The organism is Aeromonas sp. R10-1 (assembly GCF_040908465.1).
GTDB lineage: Bacteria > Pseudomonadota > Gammaproteobacteria > Enterobacterales > Aeromonadaceae > Aeromonas > Aeromonas caviae.
Genome location: NZ_JBFODT010000038.1, coordinates 39,159 through 60,553, shown reverse-complemented (window position 1 = coordinate 60,553; position 21,395 = coordinate 39,159). Strand labels below are relative to the sequence as shown.

Annotated in this window: 12 protein-coding genes; 7 read left to right on the top strand and 5 right to left on the bottom strand. The window is 66.6% G+C overall.

From position 1 onward, the window contains the following. Window positions 1–23: 23 nt before the first annotated feature. Genes amoE through amoH form a run of 6 tightly spaced genes read left to right on the top strand, consistent with a single transcriptional unit; the run spans window position 24 to window position 14,340 of the window. Window positions 24–1,688: an amonabactin biosynthesis (2,3-dihydroxybenzoyl)adenylate synthase AmoE gene (gene amoE, locus AB5Y93_RS19215; protein ID WP_368230147.1), complete on the top strand. Its 1,665-nt coding sequence runs from the start codon at window positions 24–26 to the stop codon at window positions 1,686–1,688. Between the two features lie 17 nt (window positions 1,689–1,705). Next, window positions 1,706–2,614: an amonabactin biosynthesis bifunctional protein AmoB gene (gene amoB / locus AB5Y93_RS19210; protein WP_368230145.1), complete on the top strand. Its 909-nt coding sequence runs from the start codon at window positions 1,706–1,708 to the stop codon at window positions 2,612–2,614. After that, entirely contained in the window at window positions 2,611–5,712 is a 3,102-nt protein-coding gene (amoF, locus tag AB5Y93_RS19205; RefSeq protein WP_368230143.1) for an amonabactin biosynthesis non-ribosomal peptide synthetase AmoF, read from the top strand. The genes amoB and amoF overlap by 4 nt, the downstream gene beginning before the upstream one ends. 29 nt (window positions 5,713–5,741) lie before the next feature. After that, entirely contained in the window at window positions 5,742–6,491 is a 750-nt protein-coding gene (amoA, locus tag AB5Y93_RS19200; protein ID WP_195878483.1) for an amonabactin biosynthesis protein AmoA, read from the top strand. Between the two features lie 14 nt (window positions 6,492–6,505). Further along, window positions 6,506–12,799, top strand: a complete 6,294-nt coding sequence (gene amoG / locus AB5Y93_RS19195) for an amonabactin biosynthesis non-ribosomal peptide synthetase AmoG (protein WP_368230142.1) — start codon at window positions 6,506–6,508, stop codon at window positions 12,797–12,799. Then, on the top strand, window positions 12,796–14,340 hold the full coding sequence (gene amoH, locus AB5Y93_RS19190; protein WP_368230140.1) for an amonabactin biosynthesis glycine adenylation protein AmoH: 1,545 nt from the start codon (window positions 12,796–12,798) through the stop codon (window positions 14,338–14,340). The genes amoG and amoH overlap by 4 nt, the downstream gene beginning before the upstream one ends. Window positions 14,341–14,415: 75 nt before the next feature. On the opposite strand, the gene AB5Y93_RS19185 is transcribed toward amoH, so the two are convergent. Further along, a complete protein-coding gene (locus tag AB5Y93_RS19185; RefSeq protein WP_368230138.1) occupies window positions 14,416–15,354 on the bottom strand; it encodes an ABC transporter substrate-binding protein in 939 nt (312 codons plus the stop codon). A 185-nt stretch (window positions 15,355–15,539) separates the two neighbouring features. On the opposite strand from AB5Y93_RS19185, the gene AB5Y93_RS19180 reads away from it, so the two are divergent. After that, the gene (locus tag AB5Y93_RS19180) at window positions 15,540–16,271 is read left to right on the top strand and encodes a 4'-phosphopantetheinyl transferase (RefSeq protein ID WP_368230136.1); all 732 of its coding nucleotides are present in this window, start codon (window positions 15,540–15,542) and stop codon (window positions 16,269–16,271) included. Between the two features lie 90 nt (window positions 16,272–16,361). Here the strand turns inward: AB5Y93_RS19180 and AB5Y93_RS19175 are convergent, their stop codons facing one another. The 4 genes from AB5Y93_RS19175 to AB5Y93_RS19160 all read right to left on the bottom strand — a co-directional run bounded on the left by AB5Y93_RS19175 (window position 16,362) and on the right by AB5Y93_RS19160 (window position 21,354). Continuing rightward, window positions 16,362–17,180: an amonabactin ABC transporter ATP-binding protein gene (locus AB5Y93_RS19175; protein ID WP_124244602.1), complete on the bottom strand. Its 819-nt coding sequence runs from the start codon at window positions 17,178–17,180 to the stop codon at window positions 16,362–16,364. A 43-nt stretch (window positions 17,181–17,223) separates the two neighbouring features. Further along, on the bottom strand, window positions 17,224–18,273 hold the full coding sequence (locus AB5Y93_RS19170) for an amonabactin ABC transporter permease subunit 1 (protein ID WP_368230135.1): 1,050 nt from the start codon (window positions 18,271–18,273) through the stop codon (window positions 17,224–17,226). Window positions 18,274–18,285: 12 nt separating this feature from the next. Further along, window positions 18,286–19,302 carry an amonabactin ABC transporter permease subunit 2 gene (locus AB5Y93_RS19165; protein ID WP_010674444.1) on the bottom strand — a complete coding sequence of 339 codons (1,017 nt, stop codon included), beginning with the start codon at window positions 19,300–19,302 and terminating at the stop codon, window positions 18,286–18,288. Window positions 19,303–19,380: 78 nt separating this feature from the next. After that, window positions 19,381–21,354, bottom strand: a complete 1,974-nt coding sequence (locus tag AB5Y93_RS19160; RefSeq protein WP_042017256.1) for a siderophore amonabactin TonB-dependent receptor — start codon at window positions 21,352–21,354, stop codon at window positions 19,381–19,383. Between the last annotated feature and the right edge of the window lie 41 nt (window positions 21,355–21,395).

The window sequence follows — 21,395 nt, the reverse complement described above, 5'->3', positions numbered from 1 at the left end:
GGCCTGAGTCCGGAGGTAGCGCAATGAGCCAATTAAACCACTTCCTGTCCTATACCCGCTGGCCCGACGAATTGGCCCGGCAGTACCGCGCCAAGGGCTATTGGCGCGGCGAGCCGCTGACCGCCATGCTGGCGCGTCAGTGCGAGCTGGCCCCCGACGCCGAAGCCATTCTCTGCGGCGAGCGCCACTTCAGTTATCGTGAGCTGGACGCCGCCTCGAGCCGGCTGGCCGCAAATCTGGCCCGCCACGGCCTGGGGGTGGGGGATACCGCACTGGTGCAGCTCCCCAACGTGGCCGAGTTCTATCTGGTCTTCTTCGCCCTGCTCAAGGCCGGCATCGCGCCGGTCAATGCGCTCTTTAGCCACAACCGGCTGGAGCTTCTCTCTTATGCCGAACAGATCACTCCGCGCCTCTTTGTCGGCTCGCTGGCTCACCCGCTGTTTGCGAGCAAGGGTCGAGAGAGCGAGCTGCTGACAAGCATCGGCACTGAGCTGGTGCTGCTGGATGGCGACACAGGGGCGCTGGGGCTGACCCACTGGTTGACGAAGGGGGATGAGAGTGAGCCAGTGAAATATGGCCCGACCCCGGCGGACGAGGTGGCCTTCTTCCAGCTCTCCGGTGGCAGCACCGGCACCCCCAAGCTCATCCCCCGCACCCACGACGATTACCTGTACAGCGTGCGCCGCAGCAACGAAATTTGCGGCCTCGGCCCCCATACCCGCTATCTGTGCGCCCTGCCGGCGCCCCACAACTTCCCCCTGAGCTCCCCCGGAGCGCTCGGTGTATTCGAGGCGGGCGGCACTGTGGTGCTCGCACCCGATCCCAGCCCCATCAGCTGTTTCCCGCTGATTGCCCGCCACCGGGTCAATCTCACCTCGCTGGTGCCGCCGGCGGTCTCCCTCTGGCTGCAGGCCGCGGAAGCGGATCCCACAGCGCGCACCCAACTGGCGAGCCTCGACTTGCTGCAAGTGGGCGGTGCCAAGCTGGGGGAGGCGGTGGCCAGCAAGATTGGGCCGCTGCTCGGTTGCCAGCTGCAGCAGGTGTTCGGCATGGCGGAAGGGCTGGTCAACTACACCCGGCTCTCTGATCCCGACGAGAAGGTGATCCATACCCAGGGCCGCCCCATGAGCCCGGACGACGAGGTGCGCATCCTCGATGAGGCGGGCAATCCGGTTGCCCCCGGCGAGCCTGGCGCCCTGCACACCCGCGGCCCCTATACCTTCCGCGGCTACTACCAGAGCCCGGCCCACAACGCCCGGGTGTTCGATGCCGAGGGTTTCTACTGCTCCGGCGATCTGGTGGTACAGGATGCCGATGGTTACCTCACCGTGGTGGGGCGGCAAAAGGATCAGATCAACCGGGGCGGCGAGAAGATCGCGGCGGAAGAGGTGGAAAACCAGCTGCTGCACCATCCGGCCATTACCCATGCGGCCCTGGTCTCCATGCCTGACAGCGCCATGGGGGAGAAGAGCTGCGCCTTTATCGTCAGCACGGATCCCGACTTGAAGCCGCTGGCCTTGCGCAAGTTTCTGCGCGAGCGCGGAGTGGCGGATTTCAAGCTGCCCGACCGCTTCGAAACCCTGGACGCCCTGCCCATGACGGCGGTGGGCAAGATTGACAAGCAGGGGCTGCGGGCGCGCATCGCGCACCTCATCGCCGCCAACCAGCCTCTACAGCATAAAAACTAGTAAGGAATCATGACGTTATGGCTATCCCAACCCTGAACAATTACGCCATGCCCAGCCAGTGGAAGGCCAACAAGGTCGACTGGTCTCTGGATCCCAAACGCGCTGCCCTGCTGATCCACGACATGCAGGAGTACTTCACCGCCTTCTATGGCGAAAACAGCCCGCTGATCGCGGCGCTCACCGAGCGTCTGGCCGCCGTGCGCAAGCAGTGCAAGGCCCTCGGCATCCCGGTCTTCTACACCGCCCAGCCCAAGGATCAATCCCCTGAAGATCGCGCCCTGCTCAACGACATGTGGGGCCCGGGTCTCAACAAGCGGCCCGAGCAGCAGCAGGTGGTGGCAGCGCTGCGCCCGGAGCGTGACGACACCGTGCTGGTCAAATGGCGTTACAGCGCCTTCCAGCGCTCCGAGCTGGAGCTGATGCTCAAAGCGCTGGGGCGGGATCAGCTGATCATCGGCGGCATCTACGGCCATATCGGCTGCATGATGACCGCCTGCGACGCCTTCATGCGCGACATCCAGCCCTTCTTCCTGGCGGACGGGGTGGCAGACTTCTCCCTGGCCGATCACCAGATGGCGCTCGACTACGTGGCAACCCGCTGCGGCAAGGTGATCCGCTGCGAGGAGGTGCTGGCCCTTGCGCCGGTTGCCGCTTCTGCCGTCCAGAGCAATCCGTTGCTGACGTATGAGGGGCTCAAGGCACGGCTGCTGAGTCATATCGACGAGGACGAAGGGGAGTTTGACCCCGACGAGAACCTCATCGACTACGGTCTGGATTCGGTGCGGATCATGGCCCTGCTCACCGAGTGGCGCGCCGCCGGGGTGGAGCTCGGCTTCGTGGATCTCGCCAAGCTGCCGACCCTCAACGGCTGGTGGCGCCTCATCGAGGCCAAGTTGGCAGCCCAGGCCCTGGAGGTGACCCCATGAACCGCTTCCCCTTGACCATTCCCCAGCAGGGGCTCTGGTCCGGACATCTGCTCAACAACGACAAGGCGATGTTCAACACCGCCGAGTGCATCGCCTTCGACGGCAAGGTCGAGGCGGCCGTGCTGGTCGCGGCCCTTGCCAAGGCGGTGGGGGAGTGCGAGGCGCTCAAGGGCCATTTCGAACAGGACGGCGAGACGGTCTGCTTCGTCTCGCATGAGCTGCCCCTGGCCTATGAAGAGGTCTCCCTCGAGCACGATGACGAGACGCTGGCCCGCGCCTGGGCCTGGGCCGATCTGCGCCGCCCGTTCGAGCTGACCCAAGAGGCACCCTGCCGTTTCGCCCTGCTGCGCGGCCCCTGCCGCGATTATCTCTACAGCTGCGTGCACCACATCGCCCTCGACGGCTTTGGCACCACCTTGCTGTTCCAGCGCATCGCCGAACTGTATGCAGAGGGGCTGGCCGGTGAGATGAACTCCCCATCCCCCTTCGGCTCGTTGGCTGAGGTGCTGGCAGAAGAGGCGAGCCGCGAGCAGAGCGGCAAGAACGACGCCGCCCGCGCCTTCTGGCAGGAGCAGCTGCAAGGCTGGCCCGAGGTGAAGTCCTTTGGCGAGACCCGCGCACCGATTGCCGCCGAATTTATCCGCGAGAGCCGTCCGCTGCCGGCGGCGCTCTGGCAATCCCTGACCGGCTTTGCCGACGAGCACAAACTGGGCTGGCCCGATCTGCTGCTGGCCGGTCTCTCGGCCCAGCTGTCGCTGTCGAGCGGCCAGGATAAGACCCTGCTCGGCCTGATGATGATGAACCGCATCGGCTCGGCGTCGCTGACCGTACCCTGCATGCAGATGAACATCACCCCCCTTGCTCTGGAGCTCGAAGAGGGGCTGAGTCTGGCGGAGGCCGCCGGCGCCGTGGCCAAGGCCAAGCGCGGGGTGCGCAAGCACCAGCACTACCGCTACGAGCTGTTGCGCCGCGACCTTGGCCTGGTGGGGGGCGACAAGCGCCTGTTCGGTCCGCTGGTCAACATCATGCCGTTTGATCACGCTCGCCGCTTTGGGCCGCTATCTGCCCATATTCTCAACATCAGCGCCGGCCCGGTGGAGGATCTCACCATCGAGGTACAGGTCGGCGTCGATGGCCAACCACGCCTGGATCTGGACGCCAACCCCGGCTGCTACCAGCAGGCCGATCTGGCGGTCATCGCCGATACTCTGTTTGCCCTGCTGGGCCGCTGGCTGACCGAGCCCGCCCAGACGCTGGGGACGCTCAAGGCCGACTGGCTGGCCGAGCAGCGAGTCAGGGCCCTGATCGCCGGCCCCGCCCATGAAGCTCTCCAGGTGCGGCCGGTGCTAGAGGCGCTCTGCCACTTCGCCGCCCAGACCCCGGACAAGATTGCCTTGATTCAGAGCACGGCGCAGGGAGAGGCCCGCTTCAACTACGAGGCGCTGCTGGCCAGAGCCGAACAGATGGCGGCTGCCCTGCAGGCCGCAGGCGTCGCCCCCGGCGACAAGGTGGGGGTCATGCTGGCCCGCACCCCACAGGCCATCTTCGCCCAGCTGGCGGTACTGCTGGCGGGCGCCGTCTACGTGCCCCTCGATCCTGAGCAGCCGCTGGAGCGTCAGGGCCATATTCTGCGGCTGGGGGAGGTCAAGACCCTGATCACCCAGGCCGAGTACCGTCACAAGCTGGCCAGCCTGTTTGAGGGGCGCACGCTCTTGGCGGGGGATCTGGTGAGCGATAACCGCTTGAACCAGCCGGCCGCCGGCCGCGCCGTCGCCTACCTGATGTTCACCTCGGGCTCGACCGGCCTGCCCAAGGGGGTGGCGGTGAGCCACGGCGCGCTGGATCACTTCGCCGCCGCCGCCCGCTGCCGTTATCACCTGGATGAAGAGGCGCGGATGCTGCAATTCGCCCCCTTCAACTTCGACGCCAGCATCGAGGAGGTGTTCGCTACCTTGAGCGCCGGCGCCACCCTGGTACTGCGTACCGACGCCCTGCTCGAATCCATGCCCGCCTTTGCGGCCGGGGTGGAGCAGATGGGGATCACCCACCTCGACCTGCCCACCGCCTTCTGGAACGAGTGGGTGGTGGCGCTGACGGCGGGTCAGGCCCACATTCCTGCCAATCTGGCTACCGTCATCATCGGCGGCGAGGCGGTCTACCCCGAGCAGCTGGCCCAGTGGCAGCGTCAGGGCCGCTCCGATGTGCGCCTCTTCAACACCTACGGTCCCACCGAAACGACCGTGGTGGTGACCACCCAGGAGCTGCAACAGGAAGACCCGAGCCAGGCCCAGTTGCCCATCGGCCTGCCGCTGCCCGGCATGCAGGCGCTCATTCTGGGGGCGGGGGAGCAACCTGCCGAGGAAGGAGAGTTGGTGCTGCTCGGCCCACAGCTGGCCAATGGTTACGTGGGGGGCGTGCAAGGGAGCTTTGGCACCCTGCGGGTTGGCGCGGAGCTGATGCCCGTCTATCGCACCGGCGATCGGGTGCGCCTGGTGGCCGGCCGGCTGGTCTACCTCGGTCGGCGCGACAATGAATTCAAGATAAGCGGCTATCGCATCCAGCCCGGCGAGGTGGAGGCCCAGCTGCTGGCCCTGCCCGGGGTGGACGAGGCGTGCGTGCAGGGGGTGAGCATCGGCAGCGTGCGCCGGCTGGTGGCCTTCGTGGCGGGGCCGGAGCGCGACAGCCGGGTCATCAAGGCGCAGCTCGCCAGGGTGCTGCCTGCCGCCATGATCCCCACCGACTATCGCCACTATGACCAGTTGCCTCGCACCGGCTCCAACAAGCTGGATCGCAAGGCCCTGCTGGCCGCCTACCAGGCGGGCGGCGAAGCCCTGACCCTGGGCAGCGAGACCGAGAACCGGGTCGGCGCCATCTGGCAGCAGATCCTGGGGCTCGCCACCATGGCGCCCGCCGACAACTTCTTCGAACTGGGGGGCCAGTCCCTGCAGACCATCCAGATCGTCAACCGGCTCGGCGCCGAGTTCGGGGTGCAGGTCAAGGTCTCCGATGTGTTCGATCACCCTCGGCTGGATGACTTCTGCCGTTTCCTCGACGGCCTGCTTGCCGAGGATGAAGAGAGCGTGGAGATGGTGTGGTGATGAGCAAGATGACGAAGGATCAGCAAAAAATGGCCTTTGATTTCACTGGCAAGTGGGTCTGGGTGACCGGGGCCGGGCGCGGTATCGGCCGCGAGGTGGCGACGCAGTTCGTGGCGGCCGGCGCAATCGTGGTGGGGCTGGATCTGGCGTTTCCCGAAGCCGACTACCCCTATGCCACCCGGCTGCTCGATATCGGCGACTCGAAGGCGGTCAACGCCTGCTGCGCAGCGCTGCTGGCGGACGGCGGGCTGGATGTGCTGGTGAACGGGGCCGGGGTGCTGCGCCTCGGCCCCACCGAGACTCTTAGCGATGACGACTGGCACGACTGCATGACGGTCAACGCCAGCGGCGTCTTCTATCTGCTGCGGGCCCTGGTGCCCCACTTCAAGGGGCAGCGGCGCGGCGCCATCGTCACCATCGGTTCCAACGCCGCCCATGTGCCGCGCATGCAGATGGCGGCCTATTGCGCCTCCAAGGCGGCCGTCACCAGCCTGACCCAGACGGTGGGGCTGGAGCTGGCCCCCTTCGGCGTGCGCGCCAACCTGGTGTCGCCGGGCTCGACGGATACCCCCATGCTGCGCGGCATGCTGCCAAGCGAGGAGGCCATGGCCCGCACCATTGCCGGGTTGCCGGAGCAGTTCAAGCTCGGCATCCCCTTGCGCAAGGTCGCCACCCCGGCGGAGATCGCCCATACCGTCCTCTTCCTGGCCTCGGATCTGGCCAGCCACATCACGCTGCAGGATCTGGTCGTCGACGGCGGCGCCACCCTGAGTGCCTGAGGCTTGAGAAACAGATGAACAATATGATTTTGCTGTTGAAACAGCTGGAACGGCAGGGGGTCAAGCTGGCCCTGAACGACAAGGGCCAGCTTATCTCCCAGTCGAGCAAGGAGGCGGTGACGCCGTCCATCGGCGCCACCATCAAGGCCCACAAGGATGAGCTGGTGCGCTGCTTGGCGGCCCGCGCCGCCTTCGAAGAACCCATCGCCGCCGGGGGCGCCCGGCAGGGGCCGCTCTCCTCGTCCCAGAGCGGGCTCTGGTTTATCGAGCAGTACGAGGAGGCCTCCCACCTCTACAACATGCCGGTCTATTTTCGCGTCAAGGGAGAGCTGGACACGGCGGCGCTGGAGTTTGCCTTCGACCACCTGTTCGCCCGCCACCCGAGCATGCGCACCCGCTTCATCAAGGACGAGGCGGGCAGGGGGGCCCAGGAGATCCTGCCCCACACGCCCTTCAAGCTGCAGATAGAGGATGTCAGCGCAGAGCCCATTGCTGAGCGGGAGGCCTATGTGGCTCGCCGGGTGCGCGAGGAGATTGGACGTCCCTTCTCCCTGACCCAGGGGGATCTGAGCCGAGTGCATCTTATTCGGCTGGGCAGCCGCGAGCACGTGCTGCTGATCACCCAGCACCACATCATCTCCGACGGCTGGTCGGTCAAGAACATGTTTGCGGATCTCAAGCGCGCCTTTCTTGCCCACCAGAACCGCGAGCCCTTGCAGGTGAGCGAGCTGCCGCTCACCTACATCGACTATGCCCGCTGGTTCAACTCACCGCGTTTTCTCGATTATCACGCCGAGTTCAAGCCGTTCTGGGTCGATCGGCTCGGTGGCAGCCCCGAGGTGCACGGTCTGCCGCTCGACAAGCCGCGCCCGGCCCATCAGGACAGCGGCGGCGAGCTGGTCTTCTCCACCATCGACAACGCGCTGTGGGAGAGCTTCAAGCGCCTCTGCCAGCGCCACAGCACCTCCAACTTCATCGGCCTGCACGCCTTGTTTGCCTTGCTGATGGTGCGCCAGAGCGGTGAGAAGGAGGTGGTGATCGGCACCCCGCTCGCCTATCGCGAGCGCCACGAGATCGAGTCGCTGGTGGGCTTTTTCGTCAATACCCTGGTGCTGCGCACTCAACTCAGCGGCAAGCCCAGCTTTGTCGACTATCTGCAGCAGTGCCGGGAGGAAGATCTGGCGGCCTTCGATCACCAGCTCTACCGCTTCGAGGCGCTGGCCGAGGCCATCGGCGCCGATCGCACCACCGCCATCAACCCCATCTTCCAGATCATGCTGGTCTATCAGGCCAAGGTGGACTTCAACGATCTCATCCCCGGTTGCCAGCTGGTGGAGGAGACCTCGCCTGTGCTGCCGGCCAAGACCGACATCTCGGTCAAGGTGACCGAGCTGATGGACTCCGTCAGGGTGGACTGGCTGTTTGCCACCGCCCTGTTCGAGCGAGAGACCATCCAGGCCTACGCCGATCGCCTGCTGCACTTGATGCGCGCCGTGGTGGCGGCCCCCGAGACCGACATCTGGCAGTTGCCGCTGGAGGCGGGCACCGACCAGGCCGCGCTGGCCGCCGAGCTTGCCGACTTGCCGCCGGATTACCCGAGCCGCGACACCCTGCTCTGTCATATCGAGCGACGCGCTATTCAGTTGCCGGACGCGCTGGCGGTCAGCGACGGCGCGCAATCGTTGACCTATGGCGAGCTGGAGGTGCGTGCCAACCGGCTGGCCCACTGGCTGCAGGCTCAGGGCGTCACCCCGGGCGCCGCCATCGGCATCCAGGCCAGACGGGATGTCGCTTTCGTGGTTGCCCTGCTCGCCTGCTGGAAGGCGGGGGCGGCCTATGTACCGCTCGACCCTGCCTATCCCGCCGAGCGGCTGGCCCATATCCTCGGCGATGCATCCATCAGCCTGGTGCTGGGTGGCGTGCCGGACCCGCGGCTTGGGGAGGCGCTGGCGGGCACGACGGCCGCGTATCACGATCTGCACCAGCTTGCGCTGGACAAGATGCCAACCAGCACACCCGCACTGCCCCGGGACGCCGCCATGCTGGCCCAGATCATCTACACCTCGGGCAGCACCGGCCTGCCCAAGGGGGTCATGGTGGAGCAGGGCAGCCTGGTCAACCTGATGGCGGATCACGGTGAGCGCATCGCCCTTGGGAAGGATGGCGCCATGTTCAACTGCATGTCCCTCTCGTTCGATGCGGGCAACATGACCAGCTTGCTGCCGCTCTACTGCGGCGCGGCCCAGCACTTCGGCGAGCCGGGTGAGGGGGTGATCAGTGCCGCGATCGCTTGCGGTGCCAGCCATATGATTTTGCCGACCGCCCTGCTCGCGAACCTGCTGCCACCGGCGGAACTCGGTTCCCTCAAGGCCATCGGCTTTGGCGGCGAGGCGTGCCCGAGCACTTTGGTTGAACGTTGGGGGGATCGGGTGGCCCTGTTCAACATGTACGGCCCGACCGAGTGCACCGTCACCGCGCTCTGCGCGCGGCTCACCCCGGGGGCACCCATCACCATAGGTCGACCCGTCAACAACCTGAAGGCGCTGATCCTGGACGAGGCGGGCAACCTCTGCCCGGTGGGGGTCCCCGGCGAGCTCTGCCTGGCAGGGCTGGGGCTGGCCCGCGGCTACCTCAATCTGCCAGAGCGCACCCAGGAGGCCTTTATCGAGCTGGTGCTGGCGAATCGTACCCATCGCCTCTATCGCACCGGCGATCGGGCCTTGCTGCGCCGCGATGGCAACATCCAGTATCTGGGCCGGATAGACGAGCAGATCAAGCTGCGCGGCTATCGCATCGAGCCGGGGGAGATAGAGACCCGGCTTGCCGAATTGTGCCCGGCCATTCGCCAGATCAAGGTGGTGGTGCAGGAGGGGCGCCTGCTCGCTTACGCCTGTTTGCAGGCCGGGGCGAACGAGCCCGACGGCGATGCCCTGCTGCAGCGGGCCGGCGAGTGCCTGCCCGAATACATGGTGCCGGCGCGCCTCTGCTGGCTGCCCGAGATGCCGCTCACCCCCAACGGCAAGCTGGACTTGCGCCGCCTGCCCGCCATCGTCTGGCAGCAGAGCAAGGGCGAGCCACAAAACGAACTGGAGCAGACCGTGCTCGCCATCTGGCAAGGGGTGCTCAAGCAACCGCTCGGGGTAGAGGATGACTTCTTCCGGTTGGGCGGTGACTCCATCCTCAGCATCCAGCTCACCACCCGGCTGCGGGATGCGGGGCTGCACTGCAGCGTGAAGGACGTGTTCGAAGCCAAGACGGTGCGCCGCCTCTGCCGCCAGCTCGGCCAGCAGCAGGCCGTCAGCCACAGAAGCGAGCAGGGCAGCCTGACCGGCGAGTTTCCGCTCCACCCCATTCAGCACTGGTTCTTCGAGCAGGGCTTTGCCAGGCCCGGTCACTGGAATCAGGGGGTGATCCTGCGCCTGCCGGCCGGGGTGGACGATGAGGACCTGCGCGGCTGGCTGAATGCCCTGCGCCAGCACCACGATGCCCTGCGCCTGGCGGTGACCCCGACCGGCCAGCGCTACCTGGCCGAACTGCCATTGCCGCCGCTGCCGACCCTGGATGCCGCCAATCTCGATGAGGCCGAGCTGCAAGCCCGCCTGACCGAGCAGCAGGGAGAGCTCGACCCTGCCAGCGGCCACACTTTGGCCTGGGCCCGCCTGCGGAATCTCTCTCTGGAAGGTGAGCGGGAGGGCGAGACGGTGGAGGGGCTCTTCCTCGCCTTCCACCACCTGGTCATCGATGCGGTCTCCTGGCGCATTCTGGCCGAAGATCTGGCACGGGTGAGCAGGGGCGAGCCGCTGCCCGCCAAGAGCAGCAGCTATCGCCAGTGGGGCGAGGGGCTCGCGGCCTACGCCAAACGGGAAGAGGAGCAGCTTGGCTTCTGGCTGGCTCAGGGGGAAGGCAGCCAGGGTCACCTGCTGGAAACGGCGCGCGCCGCCGATGGCCGCGCCGCCGCCAGCCTGCTGCAGCTGAGTCAGGAGACCACGGCCCGTCTCATCGACACCGCCAACCAGGCCTACTTCACCCGGGTGCCCGACCTGCTGCTGGCGGCACTGACTCGTACACTGAGCGAGCAGGGTTATGGCAGCCGTCACTGCGTGATGCTGGAAGGGCACGGCCGTGAGGCCATCGATGCGGAACTCGACGTGAGCCGTACCCTGGGCTGGTTCACCAGCACCTACCCGCTGGCACTGGCGGATGCCAAGGAGTGGGACGCGCTGGTCTGCGCCACCAAGGAGCAGCTGCGCGCCGTGCCGGACAAGGGGGTGGGCTTCAACGCCCTGCGACTGCACCACCCTCGTGGGTCTGAGCTGCCCCAGGCCCTGGTGGTCTTTAACTACCTGGGGGTCAGCCATCAGGGCGAGGCCGCTCAACCTTGGCAGCCGCTGCCCGTGGCGCCGGGGGCACCCACATCCCCTGACAACCTGCCGCGCGAGCTGGTCAGCCTGCACGGGGGCGTCTATGACGGGCGCCTCACCCTGCGTCAGGTCGGCGCCCTCAACCAGCAAGGGAGCGACGCCCTGATGGCGCGGCTGGCGGACAACCTGACGGCGCTGGTAGATCACTGTTGCACGGTGAAGGCGCCGCGTCACACCCCGAGCGACTTCCCGGGGCTTGGTCTCTCGCAAAGCGCGCTCGATCGGGTGCTGAGCGAACGCGAGGTGGAGACCCTGCTGCCCATGACCTCGCTTCAGCAGAGCATGTTCCATCACAGGGCGCTGCTGCCCCGAGATCACGCCTATCACCTGCAGACCGAGATTGACTATCACCAGCCGCTGGACGTGGCAATCTACCGTCAGGCCTGGCAGGGGCAGATCGCCCGCTGGCCGGCCCTTCGCAGCGAGCTGGTGCTGGCGGACGGGGTGGCTCTGCAGCGCATCTTGAAGCGCGCCGAGTTGCCATTCCACTATGAGGACTTGTCCGAGGTAGGGAATGAGGCGGGAGAGGCCGAGGCACGGGTCCAGGCCTATCGCGAGCAGGATCTGGCCCGCCCGATCCCGCTCGATCAGGCGCCCCTGCTGCGCCTTGCCTGCTTCAAATTGGCCTCCGATCACCACAAGGTGATCTTCAGCGCCCATCACGGCGTGCTGGATGGCTGGAGCGGCCCCGTGTTGCTGGGTTCTTTGCATCGCGGCTATCAGGCGCTGATGAACGGCCTGTTGCCGCAGCGCGAGCCGGATACCGCCTGGCTCGAGTTTGGCCGCCATATCGCCAGCCAAGCCCGCAGCGCCGAGGCTTACTGGCAGGGGCGGGAGGAGCTGCTAACAAAGCCTAACGATCTCGCCTGCCTGTTCGGGGTGACGCTGGACGCTCGCGCAAGCGGGCGCCATACCCAGCTGCGACCGGCGGTGTGCGCCACGGCGCTGCCGGCCGAGGTAGCGACCTTGCTCGCGCGCCGAGCCCGCGAGCTTGGCGTGACCGCGGGCCTGTTGGCCCAATATGCCTGGCACCGTCTGCTGGCACGCCGCTCTGGCGATGCCGTCACCCTGGTGGGCAACGTGACTCCGGGCCGGGATTACCCCATCGAGGGGATCACCGCGAGCGTCGGGCTCTACATCAACAGCCTGCCGTTGGCGCTTGAGTGGCGCACCGAGCTGACCCTGGCCGAGCATATCGCCCGGTTGCAGACCGACCTGATGGCACTCAATGAGCACGGCACCCAGTCGCTGGCGGCACTGACCAAAGGCCGGTCGCGTCTGTTCCAGAGTCTGTTCGTGTTTGAGAACTACCCCATGCCGGCGGCCCCTGTCGCCCCCGAGCCTCACCAGCTGGTGCCGCGCTTTGGCACCGTGGTGGAGAAGGTGGAGCTGCCGCTCTCCTTGGTGGTCAGCAGCCGGGGTGAGACGCTCCAGCTGCGCCTCGAGTTCGATGGCGAGCAGATCCCCGAGGCCCGGGCAGAGGCGGTGCTGGCCGACTGGCTGGCCGAGCTCGACTGGCTGGCGCAGGCGGACCTGAGCCAGCCGGCCAGCGTGGTGGCGACGGCACAGCCCCCGGTGATGCCGCAGGTGGCCGCCACACCATCGACTGTCACACAAGTGGCTGCCCCCGGTCTGGCTCAGCCGCCGGCCGAGGCCCGCGTGCTGGTGGCCCTGTGGGAGCGCCAGTGTGGCGTGCCCGGCATCTGGCAGCAGACCCTGTGTGAACTCGGGGTGGATTCGGTGCAGCAGCTCGCCCTGCTGGCGGCCCTCAACGAGGCGTTCGCGCAGGATCGGGCGCCACTTACCCTGCAGACGCTCAAGGCCCACCCATCCCCCAGCCGGCTCTATCGGCACTGGCTGGTGCGCCAAACGGAGGCCGCGCTATGACAGTGACCATCAAGCATAAGGCTCCGCTCGTGCAAACCCGGCCCGCCCCCCGTGAGGGGGCGGCCAACCTGGGCGCGCGGCTGGCGGCCTGTCTGGCCGCCACCCCGCTGGCCCCCGCCATCCGCATGGGCGGGGAGGGCATCAGTGAGGGCGGATCAGATGAGCAGTGGCTTAGCTACGGCGCACTCAATGATCGGGTAGCCCAGATTGCCGCCCGCTTGCAGGGGCTGGCGGTGGGGGAGCGGGTCGGCCTCTATCTCTCCCGCAGCCCCGATCTGGTGGCCAGCCTGCTGGCCTGCCTGCGCCTCGGCCTCACCTTCGTGCCCCTTGAGCCGGACTTTCCGGTGGAGCGGCTGCAGGGGATCGCCCGCCAGGCGCGCCTGTCGGCGGTGATCTGCGACGGCGACAGGCCGGCTCCCGCCTTCGGCTGTCCGCTGCGCACCCTCGATGGGCCCGCAGCGGCAGGGACCGTCTCCTGGCCTCAGGTGGATGATGCCCTGGCTGCCTACATGATGTTCACCTCGGGCTCCACCGGTGAGCCCAAGGGGGTGGTCATCAGCCGGCGGGCCCTGCTCTGCTTCCTCGACGGGATCCGCGAGCGGCTCGGGCTCTCACCGAGCTGCCACTGGCTCTTCATCACCACCCCGGCCTTCGACATCTCCCTGCTGGAGATGCTGGGGCCGCTCTGGGGCGGTGGCCGGCTGACGGTGGCCGGCGGCGAGCACAACAAGGATCCCCTGGGGATGCTGGCCCTGCTCGAGGCTGACCCCTCCATCAACTGGCTGCAGGCCACCCCGGCCTGCTGGCGCATGCTGCTCAAGGCGGGCTGGCAGGGGCGCAATACCCTCACCGCCCTGTGCGGTGGCGAGGCGCTGGACCCAGGTCTGGCCGAGCAGCTCTGTGCCCGCACCCGGCGGCTGTGGAACTGCTACGGGCCGACCGAGGCCACCGTCTGGTCGCTGGTGAGCGAGGTGCGCTGGCCGCCGGTTGGCGGGCAGATCACCATCAGCCACAGCCTGCCCGGCTATCGTCACTGGGTGCTGGACGAGGGGGGGCAGCCGGTGGCAGAGGGGGAGTGCGGCGAGCTCTGCATCGAGAGCCCGGCCCTGTGCGAGGGGTACTGGCGCAAGCCGGCCTTGACCAGCGCCGCCTTCCTGCGCCTTGCCACCCATCGCCTCTATCGCACTGGCGATCGGGTGCGCCTCATTGGGGCGGACCGCTTCCTCTATCTGGGACGGCGCGACGATCAGATCAAGCTGCGCGGTTTTCGCATCGAGCTCGGCGAAGTGGAGGCGGGACTGCGCCGCCAGGCCGGGGTGCAGGAGGCGGCTGTGCGCCTGGTGGGCGAGGGGGACGAGGCCAGGCTGGTGGGCTACGTGGAGGCGAAAAGCGGGGTGACCCTCAATCGCCTCGCCCTGCGCAAGGGGCTGCAGGCGACGCTGCCTCATTACATGGTGCCGGCGCGGCTCATCCTGCTGGATGCCCTGCCCAAGACCGGCAGCGGCAAGCTCGACAGAAAGGCGCTGCCATTGCCCGAGTAGACGGCCTTGCCGAGCCATGGATAAAAAGAAGCCCGCATCATGCGGGCTTCTTGTTGGCCGTCAACCGAGGGGGGATTAGTGAGCGATTGGGGCGGCATCCGGTTTGGTCAGCAGGCGCTCGACGTCGTCGATCACCTTGAGGGCCGCCTGGGGGCCGCCGGTGGAGGTCCAGAGTGACCCGTCCACGGCGCCGAAGCGCTTGCCCTTGATGGCGCCGAGCTGCTGGAAGGCCGGGGTCTGCTCGGCCTGCTTCATGGCATCCACCGCATCCCCGCTGGTGCTGAGGGTGCCGATCACCAGCCAGTCACCGTCCAGCAGGTTGAGGGATTCGAGGCTCAGGGCCGGGGAGTGGGGGCTCTTGTCGCCAATCTGGTGGGAGGGGCGGGTGAGCCCTATCTCGGTGACCACGCTGCTGGCAAAGGTGCCGCCGTGCATGTAGCTCGGCCCCTTGGGGTTCCAGCGCACTATGCTCATCTGTTCCCCCTGATGCTGGGCGAGCTTGCTGCGGGCCTCTGCCAGGCGGGCCTCATACCGGGTGAGGAACGCCTTGGCCTCGGCCCCCCGGTTCATCGCGTCGGCGCTGCGACCGAACACGGTTTTCCAGGGCTCGCCCCAGTTGCCGGTGACGACAGTGGGGGCGATCTCCTTGAGCAGGGCCAGGAGCTCGGGCTTGGTCTGGCCGGTGAGGATGAGGTCCGGCTCCAGATCGATGAGGGTCTCCAGATTGGGGTTGTCCAGATCCCCGACCACAGCGATCTCCTTGCCCGCCTTGTCCAGCAGATAGCGGGGCAGGGTGGACTGGCCGCGTCCATTGACGGTGCCTACCGGCTGCACCCCCAGAGTCAGGGCGCTGTCGAGATCGAGTTCGCTCAACACGACGACCCGCCGGGGCGCATCGGGGACGCTCTGGGGCTGGCCGTTGGCATCGATGACCTGGCGGCTGCCCGCCTGGGCCTGGAAGCCCGTCAGGCTGGCCAGCATGAGCAAGGTGGCCAGCGGGGAGAAGATCTTCATGGTGACATCCTTATGGGTGAAATCGGTGGGCCGGAGTCTGTGGAAAGTGCCTGAGAGCCGCCCGGCCAGCCCCGAATGGGCGGGGACATGCTACCACAAAGCAAGTGAGAAGCGTTGTCATTTGTATTTGTGGCATGGCCTCGGCTTGCTTTGGTACCATCGCAGGCCCCTGTCAGGAGCCTTTCATGTTGCCTCGTTGTCCCTCACTCGATGGATCCTTTGTCCGTCAATTCGATACCTTGTGCCTGCCGGGCCTGGAGACGCTGTCTCTTCATCGGGTCAGTTTTGATCCCGCCGCCTTCTCGCCGGAGTGCTTTGGAGCCCAGGGCATCACCCTGCCTGCTTCATTGCAGGGGGCTGTCCCCAAGCGCCTCGGGGAGTTTCTGGCGGGGCGCCTCGCGGCCCGCGAGGCCCTGCGTCCCTTCGGTCTTGCAGGATGCAGCGTGGACATCGGAGCGGCCCGGGAGCCGCTCTGGCCTGAAGGGGTGGAGGGGAGCATCAGCCACAGCCGGCTGGCGGGAGAGGGGGTGGCCCTGTGTGCGGTGCGCCCGGGCCAGGAGGGAATAGGGCTGGATCTGGAGGCCTGGCTCGATGGCGACCAAGGGGCGCAGCTCTGGCCCGGCATCATGGATGGGGAGGAGTGGGGACGGCTGGAGGCGGGGGTTCACGACGCGCAGCTGAGCCTGGCAGAGGGACTGACCCTGGTGTTTTCCGCCAAGGAGAGCCTCTTCAAGGGGCTCTATCCCCGGGTGGGGCGCTACTTTGACTTTCTCGATGCCCGCTGGCTCGCCATGAAGGCGCAGACTCTCACCCTGGAGCTCAAATGCCCGCTGACGCCGACCCTGCCTGCCGGCTGGCGCGCCACCCTGCACTGGCAAGCCCTGCCGGGGGGCGTGCTCACCGTCTTGCTGCTGTGAGCACGATGCCAGCGCCCGGATAACGCCAGCGCAAAGCCCAGAGAAAGAAACCGCCATCAGGCGGTTTCTTTCTCTGGCACTGGGTCTGGCTCAGGCCGACACGTCATGGTCGGCGCGCAGGCGGGGCACTTCGTCAGCGCGTCGGCGGGGCACGATGACAGGGGCCCCGTCGCCGGGGGCGTGCAGTATGTCCACATCGGTCTGGTAGAGGCGATCGATGAGGGGCTTGGTCACCACCTCCCGGGCCGGGCCCATGGCCTGGATGGCGCCATCCCCCAGGGCAATCAGCTCGTCGCAGTAGCGGGCGGCGGTGGCGAGATCGTGGATGACGATAAGCACCGTCTTGCCCTCGGCGGCGACCCGATGGATGGCCTCCATCACCTCGGTCTGGTGGCCGATGTCCAGCGCGCTGGTGGGCTCGTCCAGCAAGATGATGTCCGCATCCTGGGCCAGCACCATGGCGAGCCACACCCGCTGGGCCTGACCGCCGGACAGCGAACTGGCGCTCTGGTGCCAGATGGCATCGAGCTGCATCCGCTCCCGGGCCCAGTCCACCATGCGGGCATCTTCCTCGCTCCACTGATTGAACCAGCCCTGATGGGGATGGCGGCCATATTGCACCAGCTGCTCCACCAGGATACCGGGGGGGACCAGGGGGCGCTGGGGCAGATAGGCGAGCTCCCGAGCCAGGGCTTTGGCGCCATAGGCACCGAGTGGCTTCTCCTTGAGCAGGATCTCCCCGGACCGGGGTTGCTCCTGTCCCGCAAGGAGCTTGAGCAGCGTGGATTTGCCACCGCCGTTGGGGCCGACGATCCCCACCAGCTTGCCCCGGGGGAGGGAGAAGGAGATCTCCTTGAAGATGGTCTTTTGCGGGTAGCCGAACTGGAGTCGGTTCACGGTGAGCGTCATCGGGCGGCCCTCGGTCTGTATTGAAAATGGATGAATGCCATGGTCAGTCGGCCTTCTGGCGATCTTTGAGCAGGATGAAGAGCAGCAGCAGGCCGCCGAGAATACGGGTCATGATGCCGGTAGCCACTTCGTGGGGGCTGGCCAGCACCCGCACCAGGGTGTCGCTTGCGAGCAGCATCAGGGCGCCGCACAGGGCGGCAATCCAGAGCGGCACGATGCGATCCCGGCTGAGCCAGGAGGCAAGGATGGGGGCCGCCATGGCGATGAAAACCACGGGGCCGCCGATGGCGGTGCCAAGGGCTGCGACGATGATGGCCTGGGCCAGCACCCCGAGCTGCACCCGGTTCACGTTGACCCCCAGGGTGCGGGCGGTGACCGGCCCCAGGCGCAGCACGCCAAGGGAGCGGGAGAGACAGACGGTCCAGGGACAGATGAGCAGGAGCAGCAGGCTTACCGGCAGCAAGGTGCCATAGCCCTGACCGACGAAGTTGCCCATGTTCCACAGATAGAGGCTGGTGAGGTGCACCAGGGACTGGGTGGACATGACGAACTGGCCGAGGGCGTTCATCAGCTCCGAGACCCCGATGCCGATCACCACGAACAGGTAGCCCTGCTCCCCCGGCTTGTTGCACAGGGCATAGAGCACGGCGGCGGCAAACAGGGCGCCGAAGGGGGCGGCCCACCAGGGCCAGGTACCCAGGGTCAGATAGAGGGAGAAGATGATGATGGCCAGGGATGCCCCCTCGTTGACCCCGATCATGTCCGGGGTGGCGAGGCGGTTTCGCACCAGGGTCTGCACCAGGCAGCCCGAGAGTCCCATGGCGGCGCCAGCCACCAGCACCGCCAGCAGGCGCGGCAGTCGGATCTTGAAGACGGTCACCTGATCGAGTCGGCTTCCCTCCCCGAGCAGGGTCTGGATCACCCCCATCATGGTGATCTTGCCGGAACCCAGGGTGAGGGCCAGCAGGGAGAGCAGGGTGAGGGTGACCAGGAGCCCCAGGGTGATGAGCCAGGCGCGGCGGTGCAGCAACAGGGTGCGGCTGCCAAGGCGAAGGCAGAGGGTGCCGCTCGGGAGTGAGAGAGAGTTCTTCATGGGCGTGGCACCTTATTTGACGGCCAGCAGGGAGCGGAAGCCGCCGCTGCGCACCACCAGGATGAGCACGGGCGCCCCGATGAGCGCCAGAATGACGCCGTTGGGCAGCTCGTAGGGCTGGATCAGCCAGCGGGCCAGCACATCGGCACCGAGCAGAAAGAGCACCCCGAACAGGGCGGAGAAGCGCACCTGGATGGCGAGGCGAACCGGCTCCACCAGGCGGGCGCAGTAGGCGGCGAGGAAGCCGACAAAGCCGATGGGACCGGCGATGGCGATGGCGCAGGCGGTGAAGAGCGTTGCGGCCAAGAGCACGCCGATCCGCACCCGGGTGGGGCGGATGCCGAGGGCCCTGGACTGGTGATCCCCCATCTGCATCAGGGTGAGAGGGCGACAGAGCGCCAGGGTCAGCAGCAGGGCGGCCAGGGCGAAGGGGACCACGGTGAGTACCGCTTCCAGACTGGAGGCGGCAAGGGACCCTAAGTTCCAGAAGCGGAACTGCTCCAGCACCACCCGGTTGGAGAGCAGCAGGAAGTTGGAAAGACCGCCGAAGGTGGCGGAGAGGGCGACCCCTACCAGGATGAGCTTGAGGGGGTTGGAGCGTCCCACCATGAGGCCGAGGCCCAGCACGATGAGGTTGCCGAGCAGGGCCCCCATGCCGGACCAGAGCAGATACCCGTAGGCGGATTCGACGCCAAACCAGGTGAGGCCGATCACCAGAGCAAAGACGGCGCCAGCATTGACCCCGAGCAGGCCGGGTTCGGCCAGAGGGTTGCGGGTGGCACTTTGCAGCATGGAAGCCGCCAGGGAGAGTGACGCCCCCACCACCAGGGCTGCCAGGGTGCGGGGCAGGCGCAGGGTATGGACTATCATGGCGAGCTTTTCATCGGCCACGAAGGCGGGATCGCCCATCAGGAAACCGGCGACCTCGCGGCCACCATAGACACCGGCCCCGGTGGCCAGTGACAGACAAATCAGCAGGAAGAGGAGCAGCACGCCGAGCCAGAACAGCCGAGCTTGGTATCTGAGCACTCAATGACTCCTTGAATTCGGGGAGGCAGAAACGCAAAAAGGGAGCTCCGCGACCGGGGCTCCCGCATACAGGATGGATTACAGCTTGTAATCGACCCCTGCGTAGACGGTGCGACCTTCCAGGATGAAGTCGGCGTCGGTCGCCACCTCGTCACGCTGGGTGTTGGTGAGGTTGGTGATGCCGAGCTTGAAGTCCAGGGCCGGCGTGACGGTCCACTTGGTGTTCACGTCCAGGGTCTGGTAGTGCTTGGAGGTGAATGCCTGGGCGTTGCGGGCCGGCACCTTGATCACCTGGCTGCCGACATACTGCCAGGCCAGGTTGGCGCTGACCACGTCGCTCGCCTTCCAGTCCAGGCCGATGTTGCCGGTGTGATCCGGGGTCTTGGCCAGATCGTCACCCGTGCTCTTGTCTTCGGAGTCCAGCAGGGTCAGGTTGCCGGTCAGCTGCACGTTGTCGAGCACGTCGAACCAGCCGGTCAGCTCCAGCCCCTTGATGCGGGCCTTCTTGACGTTGAGGTAGGTCATGACGGTCGGACGGTAGCCCGGGCCCCACTGATCGCTCTGGATCAGATCCTCGATCTCGTTGTGGAAGCCGGTCACGCCTGCGCCGAAGCGATCGGCGTTGTAGGCGGTGCCAAGCTCGTAGCTGACGGAGGTTTCCGGCTTCAGATCCGGGTTGCCTATCACCTTGCAGGCGCCGCGGCAGGCGGTGGTGGCGAACCCTTCGCTGGACTGGGCCAGGGTCGGGGCCTTGAACGCCTTGCCAGCGCCGCCCTTGATCACCCACTCGTCACTCAGGGAGTAGAGGGCGTAGGCACGGGGGCTGAACTCGTTGCCATAGGTCTCGTGGTGATCCAGACGGCCGGAGAGCGTCAGGGCCAGATCCCCAAAGCCGAACTCGTCTTGCAGGTAGAGAGCGCTCTGGCTCGCATCCACACTGCCGTTCTGGATGCTGCGGCTGTGCTCCAGCTCGGTCTTGCGGAACTCTGCACCCGAGGTCAGCAGGTGATCCCCGAGGTAGCCGCTCAACTGGCCATCCACCGTGTTGTTGGTCTGGGTGATGTCGGCGGCACCACCGTTGAGCTGGGAGTCATCCATCAGATCGGTCTGCTCGAAGTAGTAACGAGCGCGGCTGTCGAAGTGTTCCCAACGGCCGTTATGGGTCAGCCCCAGGCTCAGGCGATCGAGTTTCTGCACGTTGTGGGGGGTGGCCGGTGCGGTCGGGGCACGGGGCACGTTGTTGAAGTAGCTGTCCATGTCGTTCTGGTTGTAACCCAGATCGAAGTCGATGTCCTGGTTGTCGGCCACCAGCCACTTCAGGCTGGAGAGCACGTTGACCACTTCCCGTTTCTCCAGGGCGTCGGCATCCGGGTTATTGGACTGATCGCTCTTCCAGCGATCCCGCTGATAGCCTTCCACCACCACGCTGCCCAGCAGCTTGTTGTCGATCAGGGCGCCGGAGACGAAGGCGCTACCCTGGTTGGCATCCCCGCCATCCCCCTTGGTGGGCATGGTGTGGGTGTAGCCGACGGCCGCTTCGGTGTTCTCCTTGGCCTGGCGCAGGATCACGTTGACCACGCCGCCGAGGGCATCGGCCCCGTACAGGGAGGAGACGGGACCGCGGATCACTTCGATGCGCTCGATGGCGGCCATGGGAATGGAGCTTAAGTCGAAGTCGTTGCCAAAGGAGCTGCCCAGGGTCTCGCGGGCGTTGACCCGCTTGCCGTTGACCAGCAGCAGGGTGTAGTCACCGCCCATGCCGCGGATCTTGATCTCGTTGCGACCCGTGGGGTTGGTGCCGATGATGTTGACACCGGGAACGTGCTTGAGGGCATCGCCGATGTTGTTGACGTTCATCTTGTCCAGATCGGCGCGGGTGACCACGGAGACGCTGGCCGGGGCGGTCAGCTCGGTGTGTTTGGTCTGGGTGGCGGTGACCACCACCGTCTCGTTGGCCTTGACGGACTCGGCCTGGGCCAGGCCCGGTACGGCCAGCAGACCAAGGGAGAGCAGAATGGGGTTCAGTTTAAAGAGGCCGTGCTGCAACTGCATTGTCAAAAACTCCATGGATATAACTGAGGTTATGGGGTCCG

Bases quoted from the DNA above. Each gene is read 5' to 3' on its own strand.
- amoA (WP_195878483.1), top strand. From the start codon at position 5,742: ATGGCCTTTGATTTCACTGGCAAGTGGGTCTGGGTGACCGGGGCCGGG.
- AB5Y93_RS19180 (WP_368230136.1), top strand. From the start codon at position 15,540: ATGTTGCCTCGTTGTCCCTCACTCGATGGATCCTTTGTCCGTCAATTC.
- AB5Y93_RS19185 (WP_368230138.1), bottom strand. From the start codon at position 15,354: ATGAAGATCTTCTCCCCGCTGGCCACCTTGCTCATGCTGGCCAGCCTG.
- amoH (WP_368230140.1), top strand. From the start codon at position 12,796: ATGACAGTGACCATCAAGCATAAGGCTCCGCTCGTGCAAACCCGGCCC.
- amoE (WP_368230147.1), top strand. From the start codon at position 24: ATGAGCCAATTAAACCACTTCCTGTCCTATACCCGCTGGCCCGACGAA.
- amoG (WP_368230142.1), top strand. From the start codon at position 6,506: ATGAACAATATGATTTTGCTGTTGAAACAGCTGGAACGGCAGGGGGTC.
- amoF (WP_368230143.1), top strand. From the start codon at position 2,611: ATGAACCGCTTCCCCTTGACCATTCCCCAGCAGGGGCTCTGGTCCGGA.
- amoB (WP_368230145.1), top strand. From the start codon at position 1,706: ATGGCTATCCCAACCCTGAACAATTACGCCATGCCCAGCCAGTGGAAG.
- AB5Y93_RS19170 (WP_368230135.1), bottom strand. From the start codon at position 18,273: ATGAAGAACTCTCTCTCACTCCCGAGCGGCACCCTCTGCCTTCGCCTT.
- AB5Y93_RS19160 (WP_042017256.1), bottom strand. From the start codon at position 21,354: ATGCAGTTGCAGCACGGCCTCTTTAAACTGAACCCCATTCTGCTCTCC.
- AB5Y93_RS19175 (WP_124244602.1), bottom strand. From the start codon at position 17,180: ATGACGCTCACCGTGAACCGACTCCAGTTCGGCTACCCGCAAAAGACC.